Origin of the sequence: Veillonella sp. oral taxon 780 str. F0422 (genome assembly GCF_000221605.1) — a bacterium.
Taxonomy (GTDB): Bacteria; Bacillota; Negativicutes; order Veillonellales; family Veillonellaceae; genus F0422.
The window spans coordinates 1-11796 of sequence record NZ_AFUJ01000023.1 but is presented as its reverse complement, the minus strand read 5'-3'; the positions used below and the strand labels follow the sequence as shown (position 1 = coordinate 11796).

The window sequence follows — 11796 nt, the reverse complement described above, 5'->3', positions numbered from 1 at the left end:
TCGCAGTTGCTATTGCAGCATCTGCATCACTCTCTTTTTTTCTTTTTTACTCTCAGCTCGTTCAATTTCTTCTTCTGCTATTAAAACTTTATAATTCGCTTGACGAATCTCTTCATATAAAGCTTCTAGCGCTGGATTATCTGCTCCCGCTTCGCCTACTTTATAATGTGTGTTACTCATTGGATTATATCCAATGTAAGCATCACTTTTACCAACACGATCTGTACTAGAACCGCTACCTAATGCTACACCACTTGCTGCACTAGTAGTTGCCTCATATCCTATGGCTAATCCATCCACTGCATTCACATTAGAACTAGCACCTACAGCAATGGCATTCGCGCCATCGACCTGACCACCAGTTACTGTATACTCTGTACTAGCTGCATAGCCTGCAATATGGCCTCCCAAGATTAATACACTTGCTGCATATACTGCGGCATTATGTTTTCTCATACTACACCCCTTATAGTTTGATAAAATCCTTAATTCATGCTAACAAATTGTTATGAATTAAGTTGAAACATTTCTTATTAATATTGATTATATACTACTTTTGTAGACTATTCAAATCGAATTTTTTAAACATTATCGATGATTTTTGACATATAAAAAGCCTCTGACTTTTACAAATATGCAAAAGCCAGAGGCTAATACCTTACTGCTCTAGATTATTTACGAGCCATAGATTTACGTACGTCGAAAGCAACCGCTACGACAATAATCAAACCTTTAATAATCAACTGCCAGTATGGTCCCATTCCAACGAATGTTAAACCATAGTTAATAACTGTAAAGATCAACACACCAGCGATGATACCAGGTACAGTACCGATACCACCAGTGATGGATACACCACCTACAACAGATGCTGCGATAGCATCTAACTCGTACATGTTGCCATAGTTATTAGTAGCACCACCAGTACGAGCTGCTTCCAAGATACCACCTACGCCATACAAAGCGCCAGCGATAACGTAGATAATCACTAGTGTTACTGCTACGTTGATGCCAGATACGACAGCTGCTTGTGGATTACCACCAATAGCAAACATATTTTTACCAAGAATTGTTTTGTTATATACCACATACATGATTAAAGAAATCACAGCAGCGATAATAACAATGTATGGAATCGTCATAAATCCTAGGTCTAAAGAACCTGTACCAATTTGTGTAAACTCTGGACGCAAACCACCGATTGGTTGGGAGTTATTTGGTTCCATATCAAAATACAAGGAACAAATACCGTAAGTAATAACCATAGTACCTAGTGTGGAAATAAATGGTACGATTTTTAAATACGCTACGATCACACCAGAAACTAAACCGATGATAGCACCCACCACGATAGCAATCACGATTGGTAGAATCAATGGTAGCTCTGGTAAATGTTCAAAGAACGGACGTGGATAATCTGGCAACTGAGTTAAGGATGCAGATACCACTGCCGTCAAACCAACCACACGACCTGCAGATAAGTCACACCCTGCGGTGATCAAGATCATAGCAGAACCTAATGCAATGATAATACGTGGGGAAGACTGAATTAAAATATCACGAAAACTTGTGACGGATAAAAAGTTCGGGCTATACATAGAAATAGCCGCTACTAGTACTACTAGTACCAAATAGATAATATTCTGGGAAAGAAACTTTCCTAATTTACCTTGGCTCATACGATACCTCCTAGACTAAACCAGCTGTCGCTAGTTCCATTATTTTTTCTTCTGTCGCTTCATGTGCATCCAAGATGCCACTCATATATCCATTACTCATAACCATAATGCGATCACTCATACCCAATAACTCAGGCATTTCTGAGGAAATCATAATGATACTTTTACCAGCACTAGCCAGTTCGTTAATAATGGAATAAATTTCATATTTCGCTCCTACATCGATGCCCCGTGTCGGTTCATCCAAGAGTAAGATTTCTGGATTCGTATTTAACCAACGGGCAATGAGTACCTTTTGTTGGTTACCACCAGAAAGACTTTGAATTTTCGTTTCTGTAGATGGTGTCTTCACTCGCAAGGAAGTCACACCTTCTTTTGTATCGTCTAGTCGTTTTTCGTCATTTAATAATTTAAACTTATTTTCATATTTCGGTAGCGCTGCCATCGTTGTATTATCTACAATGGTGAGCATTGGGAAAATCCCTGTAGTACGGCGCTCTTCTGTAAGTAATGCCATACCCAGTTTTTTCGCATCTCGAGGGTGACGAATGCGCACTTCTTTGTCGTGTAAATAAATCTTTCCAGATTCAATGCCACGAAGACCAAATAAGGCTTCGATAACCTCTGTTCGTTGCGCTCCTACTAGACCACCTACACCAAGAACTTCACCTTTACGAAGAGAGAAGCTTACATCTTTAAAAGAATGTGGATGAATAGATGTTAATTTTTCTACACGTAATACTTCTTCACTTGGAGTATTTGTTTTTTCAGGGAATAACTGAGTCATTTCACGACCTACCATTCGTTGAATGATAAGATCTGTCGTTAATTCATCAGCATGCCAAGTACCTATATATTGACCATCACGCATGATCGTTACTTCATCAGATATGCGTAGGATTTCTTCCATTTTATGAGAAATATATATAATTGCAACTCCTTTTTTACGTAAGGAGTTAATGATTTTGAAAAGATGTTCTACTTCATCACTCGTTAGGGAAGAGGTAGGTTCATCCATAACAATAATTCTAGATTGGTGGGAAACTGCTTTTGCAATCTCAATATTTTGTAGCTTAGAAACAGATAAATCACCAGCTAATTGTTCTGGATCGATATCTACATCGATTTCATTAAACAAGGCTAGTGTGTCTTCTTTCATTTTTTTATGGTCTACAAATGTAAAAGGACCAATTTTTTGGTTGGGAATCGACCTAACCATAGATTTTCCATAACATTACGCTGTAATACAGGGTATAACTCTTGGTGGATCATGGAAATTCCCATTCCAAGAGCTTTTCGGGAATCTGTCATTTCTACTACTTCGCCGTCAATGACCACGTCCCCTTGATCAGGCTTATAAATACCGAACAGGCATTTCATAAGAGTAGACTTTCCCGCGCCATTCTCTCCCATTAGAGCATGTACGGTGCCTGGTCGGACTTTGAAAGTGACATTATCCAAGGCCTTTACGCCAGGAAATTCCTTCGTAATTTGGCGCATTTCTAATATGTACTCGCCCATACATTTTCCTCCTACTAATCAGATAATAAAGGGGGCAAAATGCCCCCTTACTGCATTTTCTTATTTGTCACCTAAAATCTTATCCGCATTTTCTTTTGTTACGATTTCGTAAGGTACCCAAATATATTTACCATCAACAATATCAAAACCTGTATTGTCTTTATTTGGTGTTTCGCCTTTAGCTAACACATAGGAAAGATTAAATACAGCTTGACCTTGTTTTTTAGCATTGTTTAATACTGTACCCAATAATGTGCCGTCTTTCAACGCTTGTACTGCTGGAGTTGTAGCGTCAACACCTACTACTGGAATGTATTTGCCATTTGTGAAGTAGCCTGCTGCTTTCAACGCTTCAATAGCACCTAATGCCATGTCGTCATTGTTACAGATAACAGCATCAATTTTATCGCCGTAACGGCTCAAGAACGCTGCCATTTTTTCTTGACCTTTAACGCGGTCCCACATACCTGTATCGCTAGCTAACTCTTCTACTTTCATACCTTCTGCTTTAAGAGCTTTAACGGAGTGTTCTGTACGAAGTACTGCGTCTTGGTGACCTGGTTCACCAGTAATCATAACATAGTGGATAACACCATCATTGCTATGGTATGCTTCAGGATGTTTTTTGAAGTAATCTGCTAAGATTTTACCTTGCATTTCACCACTTTGTTCAGCTTTCGCACCTACATAGTATACTTTATCCCATTTAGCCATATCTTCCTTCAATGGTTCACGGTTCAAGAATACCAATGGAATGTTAGCTGCTTTCGCTTTATCAATGATAACGCCTGCTGCTGTGCGGTCTACCACGTTAACGCCGATTGCTTTGTACTTCTTATTGATGAATAAGTCAATCTTTTCGTTTTGTGTTGGTTGAGAGTTTTGGCTATCTACGATATCCACTTTAGCTTTGTCTTTGGCAGCTTTATCAATTTCTGCACGAACGCCACTCATGAAAGTGTCATCAAATTTGTAAATAGCAACCCCAATTTGAGGTTTGTCACCGCTTGCTCCTTGATCGCTTCCGCAACCACCTAACACAAGTGCACCTACTGCTGCAGATGCAAGCATCGCTGCTTTCCAAGATCGTTTCATAATAATATCCTCCTTTTAGATATCCTATATACCTATAAGACTAGTGTATCTAGTCGTGGTACCTACCGTAACCAAGCTTCTTCAGCTCGTTTTGCACTGACAATATCAATCATACCTAACAATGTATAATAAGAGCCATTGCCGGAATATTCTAGATTAATCGTATGTGCTTTGTATGAATTGCGTTCTAATACACCCCGTAAAATAGGATCCATTACTCCCACTGCATTACCCATAGCACTGCTCAAAATAATCCGCTCTGGATTAAATAAGTTCGCTATATTGGCCAAAGCAATTCCTAAATAATGACCTACTCGTGAAAGGGCCTCTAAACACACTTCATCACCTTCTACTGCGGCCTCATAAATAGGCTCTACACGAAATGCTTTGCTCACAACCAATGGATTATCTTGTACCGACGTATATCGGCCTTTTTCCATTTGTTCCACTACATAGGAATGAATCGATGTTTCCGATGCGATATCTTCCAAGCGCACCTCATTGCCCTCTTCATCTAATCGAATCACACCATATCCAATTTCCCCAGCACTATCGTTAAAACCGCGGTAGAGTTCACCATGATAAATCAAGGATATACCGAGTCCATAACTAAATTTAAGGACAATGAGGTTATCCATTTCTTTACCACTGCCATAGTAATATTCGCCCGTCGACAAACAACGAACATCATTTTCTACATATACCGGCACATGGAATCGCTCTTCTAAGATATATTTGAAAGGAATATTATTCCATTTTCCATTAGGAGAGTAAATAGAAATCCCTTTTCCTGAGTCTACAGGTCCACGCAAAACGAGGCCTATACTTTTAATTTTATAGTCTTCTTTGAAGATATCCTGTATGCCACGATACATATGTTGCATGATTTCATCAGCACTACAACCAATGATAGATGTTTCTAATTGCTGTAAAATTTGACGTCCTACTGTAGCCACATAAAAGACAATCGTATGTGTTCTTATATGAACAATCAAATAGGTTTCAATATCATGATTAAAGTCTAACAACATTGATGGGCGTCCCAATGCAGACCGCTCTTGACGATCTTCATAGACCAATCCTTTCCGAATTAAATTCGTACAAATATTAGTCACTGTGGGAGGCGTTATTTTGGTCTGTCTTGCAATCAAGGCCTTTGATACGGGGCCATGACGCCTGATGTAATTCAAAATAATTTCATCATTGCTTATTTGTGGCTTTATCATGATTCTATCTCCTTTACAGTGAATACACCCCATCACCAATTTCAGCAATATATAGACTAGGGGTAACACCTATTTGTTTCTCGTACTCTTCTGGAATAGCTCTCATAAAAGCCTCAATATGCTCATCTTTTACAAGGGCAATGGCACAACCACCGAAACCTGCACCTGTCATACGAGATGCAATACAGCCTTCCTGAGATCGTGCTAAATCAACAATCGTATCCAATTCTTTACCTGTCACTTCAAAGTCAACTTGTAAAGATCTATGAGATTCATTCAAGCAATGTGCAATCCCTGCTAAATCAGCGGCTTCCAAAGCTTTCATGAAATCTAATACACGTAAATTTTCAGTGATGACGTGACGAGCTCTGCGCATCAACACATCATCAGAAATAGATTTTAAATCATCCAATGTAGCCAATGCCAAGCCAGAGATATCCTTATGCTTGCGGATAATTTCATGAGCTGCATCGCACTCACCTTTGCGCTCATTAAATTTGGAGTCCACAAGGCCTCTTTGTTTATTTGTATTCATGATAACAAGAGTATGTCCATGCCAGTTCAAAGGAACTAGTTTTCGTTCCATATGCGTGCAATCTAACAAGACACCATGGCCTTCTTTACCGTGTGCAATCGCATACATATCCATAATGCCCACTTTTACACCTACAAAATGGTATTCTACATGCATGGCCATTTTTGCCAGTTCCGTGCGATCAATTGGAGTTAGACCCAACTCTGAAAGCAACATATAACCAGTTAAATCTAGCATACATGCAGAAGAGGACAAGCCTGCACCAGCTGGCAAATTACCATTATAATAAATGTCCATACCTGGTACCTTGTGACCCTTATCTTTTAAGAATTGAATCACACCTAATGGATAATTAGCCCAATCGTGTTCAATATTATATTGGAAAGGTTCATTTACATCAACCACTACAGTCTTTTCCATATTATCAGAGTGTAAACGTACCTTGCTATCTTCACGTAAACGGATGGCTCCATAAATACCTACTTTAAGTGCCGCTGGGAATACATGACCACCATTATAGTCTTGATGCTCACCAATAACATTCACGCGACCTGGAGCAAAATAACAATGCACCTCTCCTGAACCTTCGCCAAAGAAGGACAGAAAACGCTGTTGTAATTCTTCTTTATTCATTTGCTTGTTCAACCTCACTATATAGTTTGCGCAATTCCGGTGCTGTTTCTTCTACGGCACTTGTATTCGCTGCTGCCCATGCTCCCATTTCAGAGGATGCATAGTATTTAATTTTATTGGCTTCTCTGAAAGGAGGATAGAATTGAATATTAAAGTGATAATATTCTTCATGTCCTGCATATTCAGGGCTATTTACAGGATTTTGATGATATACCATCATGTATGGAAATGGCATATTAAATAAACGATCGAAGGCTTCTGTTAATGTTTTTAACATATGCGCCAAATCTTTGGTTTCTTTTTCAGTACAATCTGTGATGTAGTTCATGTGACGTTTTGGCACGACAAATACACCATATGGATAATCTGTGAAGAACGGAATATAGGCTAAGAAAGAGTCATTTTCTCCTACAATGCGAGCATCTTTTTCTTTCTCAACTTGATTCATTTTACAGAATAAGCATTCACCATGTTCATGATGATGATCTTTCGCACTATCCAGTTCCACTTGTAGCTTCTGCGGTACAAAGGAATAGCCATATAATTGACCATGTGGATGTGGCATTGTCACACCTACAGCTTCTCCTTTATTTTCAAAAGGATAAATATATTTAATTTTTTCATCTTTTGCTAATTCACTATGACGCTCTTTAATAAGGTTTAGTAATTTAACAATATGATCTTCGGATAATTCGTAAAATTTAGCAGTATGCTCCGGAGAATATAAGATAACTTCACATTTCCCATAGTTTTCTTGACTTTTGTAAAAGTCATTACCATCTTCATAAGGAGCCTCTGGCGTTTGCGTTAAGGCTGGAAAGTCGTTATCATATTTCAACACATCATAATCTGCAGGGACTTTTTTATTAATACCTGGGCAAAATGGGCACCAATCCTTTGGCATCGTTGGGCGTGCTTTACGGTTTGAAGCGACCATTGTCCAAGTCCGCAATAAAGGATTCCATCGTAATTCCGACATGGAATACCTCCAATCTATAGTTATATGCTTTAAAAATGAAAGATAATTTTTATACATACCTATTCTTTCATATTTTAACATTTTTTTCAATACTTAATTAAATAATAAGTTATATGATTTACTCATAATTTAATCTTTTTTCATGTTTTTCCACTTTTTTGATATCTTATGATACAAAACAATGCCACATCCCCCTTCTCTCACTGCATTCTGAATGTTCGTTCAGGGGAATATGGCATTGTTTTTTCTTTATTTGGGAATATCAATATATATTGAAACTCCTGTAATACGCACAAATTATGAGTAAATCATATGGAGCCTTATTAGGGAGAGTGGGGGCTAATGTAGTGTATCTGCTAGTATGACTAAATGTAATAGCTATATGGAGTGCTCTTGCCCATGTATAGTTCTATTAAACGCAGGTATCCATTAACACCCATATAAAATCCACCTTACCTATAAAAGCCCTAGTAGATACCATGGCTCACTAGAAGAAGGTATCTTGTGTGCCGCTTTGTTTGACTTCCATTTGGGCCCGTCGTTCATCGGTGATGAAGGAGTCTGTTTTCATATTAATGACATGCAACAAGCCTCGCATAGAATCTACACCTTTTTCTTTCGCTGCTGCAATGGCTACTTTAGCACATACTTCAGAGTCGTCCAAAGCATTGTGATGATTAAATGTAATTCCTAAAAATCCACCCAATGTATTTAATTTATGGTTCACCAAATCAGGCCATACTTTTCGTGTTATGCGGACGGTGCAAGTATATTCTAAATCAGGCCATTCAATATTGTAGTGGTCCAAGGTGGCACGTAACACGTCGATGTCGAACTTCGCATTGTGTGCTACTAACAGTTTACCTTTTAAATGGTTATTATAAATCGCCGGCCACAACTGATCAAAGGTAGGCTTATTCAACACTTCTTCCGGTTGGATACCATGGATACCAATGAACTCTTGGTTGAACTGCATCACTGGGGGCTTGATTAAACTATAGCCACGTTTTGTGATCCGTCCATCTTCCACAGTCACCACAGCTAAGGAAATAGCACTATTCTTACTTTCATTAGCCGTTTCAAAGTCTAAGGCCACAAAATTTAACATATATCCTCCTCACGCAAGATTTTGAAATCTGCGATTACATCAAGAAAAAGCAGATGCATCATAGCATCTGCTTTTATTATATAGTATTTTTAATGAAAGTAAAATCGATTATTGAATCGCTTTCTCAAACACTGCTTTGATTAAAGATTTTGTTTGTTCGTAACTTTCACCAGGTTGTGCCTCATATTGTTTGTCCAAATCAAACCACAAATTTGGATAGTATTCGTATGGATGTGTTTTGAACAATTCTACAGCATCTTGATCTTCTACCCAGTTAATTTTGATTTCTTTGAAAGCAGGGTTTTCTGCTTGCAATTCTTCGATAGCGCGGAATGCGTTAGCGCAATATGGACAATGATGTAAATGGAAACCTAAAATTTCTTTCATAGTATACTCCTTTCATCGAATCGATATATTATATCGAATTTATTCAATTATAAGATTAGTATACCACAAGAAAATTCATGTTACAACTATAAGCCAGCGTGGTATGTCAAAATTGCAGTCCAAGATGTATGAATCCAACTAGACACATCAACCGTTGTATGTAGTGCAACGGCTAAAAACATGGCTCCTGTAATTACGGTGGCAGCAGTACTGCTCATAATCGCATCAATTCGTTCTAACATAAGAACACATCCTCTCTAATCTCTTACTTTATACGGCTGAAAGTCATCACTATACCCAGTCTTTGTAGTAGATGCTCTCAGTTAAAATCTAAACTATCTTTCATAATAACAAAGATATGAAACACTTTGTCACTTATGATATACTATTAGTATAGTGGAATTAAAAGATTTGACAAGAATCACTTTTTCTATTTTGTTATTTACGAAACATATATAGAAAAGTATCCTATATTGAACAAGTATCTCATTTTGTTTGATTCATATATGTAAGGAGGAATTATGGATAAACGACAAATGAAAACTAGAAAAGCTATTTTCGACGCCTTTGTTAGGCTTTTAGAACATAAAAATTATAATGCTATCATCGTGCAAGACATTATCGATGAAGCCCTCATTGGCCGTAGCACATTTTACGCACACTTTGAAACAAAAGAAGATCTATTAGAAGCGCTCTGTCACGAATTATTCTCTCATATTATCGACACCGCATCAGACTTCTCCCATGCTCATGGCTTATATAAAAACAGCCACATCAAGGAAGCTATCTTCCTCCATATCTTGCAGCATTTAGAGGACAACGATAATAATATTTTGGGTCTTCTTTCCTGTGAAAGTAACGAACTCTTCCTACGTCATTTCAAGAGCAGTCTGAAAGAACTTATCCAAAGTCATTTCTTAAACAATCAAACTTGTCCACACAACAATATCCCTCATGATTTTATCTCTAATCACATTGCAGGATCTTTTGTAGAAATGGTTCTTTGGTGGCTGGAAACTGGTCGAGAGTATTCCATTGAAGACATGTCACGATACTTTTATCATATTACAGAACCATTGATTTTGGAACATCAACATTAATACCATAAACAAACGCAACAAGGCGCTACCTTAAGCAAATTCGCTCATCGGTAACGCCTTTTTGTAGTAATATCAACTGTATATGTTTTTAATTGTCATTAAGATATTCTTTATGGCATATTGTTGTGCCGACTAGAATGTAAAACATCCATCTACTATCGATTACGCTATTTTGTAAAACAACAATTTTCATTAGAAACATATTAGACCGCCAAGGAAAACCGTTTTTTTGCCAATGGCAGGAACAGCACTAAAATGATAGATTCTAATAGGTACGTGAGCACATAGGTCATCCATATGCCGTCATTACCGAATGGAGGGATAAGCAATTCTTGCATGCCTACAAAGAAGACCACTGCAATGAACATCATATTCCGGATAGATGCAGTCTGACCGATGCCATTGTACATACCATATAATAATAATCCTACTGCCGCACAGATAGGATAGAGCAATAGATAATGGGAATATTCCAAGGCCATCGTGTAAATCTCTGGTACTGAGGTCATAACCATAATGACATCATTACGGAATAATCCCAGCACGATTTCTACAATAACCACATATACCGCTAAGCATTGCAGGGAAATCTTCAACGTATCTTTCCAAAGCACCAAGTCACGTTTTCCAAATGCTTTTCCAGTAAATACGCTGACTCCGTTCGCCTGTCCATCTGTGAAGTATGCCATGATAAAGATAATCTCCAAAATCACCGCATTCGTCGCTAATACATCACTGCCCATAGCACTGCCTGCTTTGGCAAACAAATTGTTGATGGTCAACAAACAAAATGTACGAAGCATAAGGTCTGTGTTTACTTTCATGATAGATAGGAATGGTTTCACCCGTTTTAAGGTATTCCATATATGGGACGTTAGGTCTAACCGTTCACGAACTAAGTACATAGCACCTAGGCCTACTAAGAACGCATAGATTTGGGAAATCAAAGATGCCCAAGCCACCCCCTTTACTCCAAAGTCAAAGCCAAATACGAAAAGGAAGGACAAACCAATATTCAACACATTCATGGAGATTTGCATAATCATAGTGGCGCGAATCATCATCTGTCCCATAAGCCAGCCTAACGTAACATAATTGACCAATACGAAAGGAGTTCCCCAGATTAAAATATCTGTATAGTCCGACATCAAAGCGATTACCTCTGGGTCGGGATGCATAAAACTTGCATAGTAATCAAATATCCAAGGATATCCCACGATAAAAGCGGCACTGATAAGTAAAGCAATGATGAGAGGCCGAAAAAACTTAAGGATGCACTTTCCTTCGATTGTTCTCCCAAAGCCTGTGCAGAAAAAACTGTTGTGGCCACCCGCAAAAATCCAAAGAGCCAATACATATTATTAAATAAGATAACTCCTAATGCTACTGCAGCGATGTACATAGCATTATCCATATGCCCCATAATAGCCGTATTCACGGCCCCTAATAAAGGTTGTGTCACCGTAGAAATCATAAATGGAACTGTCACTTTTAAATACTCTTTGTAGGTCAATCGTTCTTCCATCTTACCCT

Annotated in this window: 12 protein-coding genes and 1 pseudogene; 1 reads left to right on the top strand and 12 read right to left on the bottom strand. The window is 38.2% G+C overall.

Annotation, left to right across the window (positions count from 1 at the left end):
* Positions 1-9: 9 nt before the first annotated feature.
* The 11 genes from HMPREF9200_RS02690 to HMPREF9200_RS08650 form a co-directional block, all read right to left on the bottom strand.
* A complete protein-coding gene (locus tag HMPREF9200_RS02690; RefSeq protein ID WP_009353324.1) occupies positions 10-456 on the bottom strand; it encodes a Hep/Hag repeat protein in 447 nt (148 codons plus the stop codon).
* A 215-nt stretch (positions 457-671) separates the two neighbouring features.
* Positions 672-1679 (bottom strand): galactose/methyl galactoside ABC transporter permease MglC, encoded by a 1008-nt coding sequence (mglC, locus tag HMPREF9200_RS02685; RefSeq protein ID WP_009353422.1) that lies wholly within the window; start codon positions 1677-1679, stop codon positions 672-674.
* Positions 1680-1689: 10 nt separating this feature from the next.
* Positions 1690-2838: a sugar ABC transporter ATP-binding protein gene (locus tag HMPREF9200_RS02680; RefSeq protein WP_255260714.1), complete on the bottom strand. Its 1149-nt coding sequence runs from the start codon at positions 2836-2838 to the stop codon at positions 1690-1692.
* 11 nt (positions 2839-2849) lie between these two features.
* Entirely contained in the window at positions 2850-3200 is a 351-nt protein-coding gene (locus HMPREF9200_RS08940; protein ID WP_009353431.1) for an ATP-binding cassette domain-containing protein, read from the bottom strand.
* Positions 3201-3260: 60 nt separating this feature from the next.
* Positions 3261-4295: a galactose ABC transporter substrate-binding protein gene (locus tag HMPREF9200_RS02675; protein ID WP_009353273.1), complete on the bottom strand. Its 1035-nt coding sequence runs from the start codon at positions 4293-4295 to the stop codon at positions 3261-3263.
* 62 nt (positions 4296-4357) lie between these two features.
* Complete coding sequence (locus tag HMPREF9200_RS02670; RefSeq protein WP_126940499.1) at positions 4358-5521, bottom strand: ROK family transcriptional regulator; 1164 nt, start codon at positions 5519-5521, stop codon at positions 4358-4360.
* Positions 5522-5534: 13 nt separating this feature from the next.
* A complete protein-coding gene (locus HMPREF9200_RS02665; RefSeq protein WP_255260713.1) occupies positions 5535-6701 on the bottom strand; it encodes a galactokinase in 1167 nt (388 codons plus the stop codon).
* On the bottom strand, positions 6682-7668 hold the full coding sequence (galT, locus tag HMPREF9200_RS02660) for a galactose-1-phosphate uridylyltransferase (protein WP_009353392.1): 987 nt from the start codon (positions 7666-7668) through the stop codon (positions 6682-6684). Before galT ends, HMPREF9200_RS02665 begins: the two co-directional genes overlap by 20 nt.
* Before the next feature lie 487 nt (positions 7669-8155).
* Positions 8156-8776 carry a 3'-5' exonuclease gene (locus HMPREF9200_RS02655; RefSeq protein ID WP_009353263.1) on the bottom strand — a complete coding sequence of 207 codons (621 nt, stop codon included), beginning with the start codon at positions 8774-8776 and terminating at the stop codon, positions 8156-8158.
* Between the two features lie 108 nt (positions 8777-8884).
* Positions 8885-9163, bottom strand: a complete 279-nt coding sequence (locus HMPREF9200_RS02650) for a hypothetical protein (protein WP_009353288.1) — start codon at positions 9161-9163, stop codon at positions 8885-8887.
* A gap of 86 nt (positions 9164-9249) precedes the next feature.
* Entirely contained in the window at positions 9250-9405 is a 156-nt protein-coding gene (locus HMPREF9200_RS08650; protein ID WP_009353348.1) for a hypothetical protein, read from the bottom strand.
* 279 nt (positions 9406-9684) lie between these two features.
* On the opposite strand from HMPREF9200_RS08650, the gene HMPREF9200_RS02645 reads away from it, so the two are divergent.
* Positions 9685-10263, top strand: a complete 579-nt coding sequence (locus HMPREF9200_RS02645) for a TetR/AcrR family transcriptional regulator (protein WP_009353294.1) — start codon at positions 9685-9687, stop codon at positions 10261-10263.
* A 203-nt stretch (positions 10264-10466) separates the two neighbouring features.
* On the opposite strand, the pseudogene HMPREF9200_RS02640 reads toward HMPREF9200_RS02645, so the two are convergent.
* Positions 10467-11686 (bottom strand): annotated as a pseudogene (locus HMPREF9200_RS02640) (MATE family efflux transporter).
* Between the last annotated feature and the right edge of the window lie 110 nt (positions 11687-11796).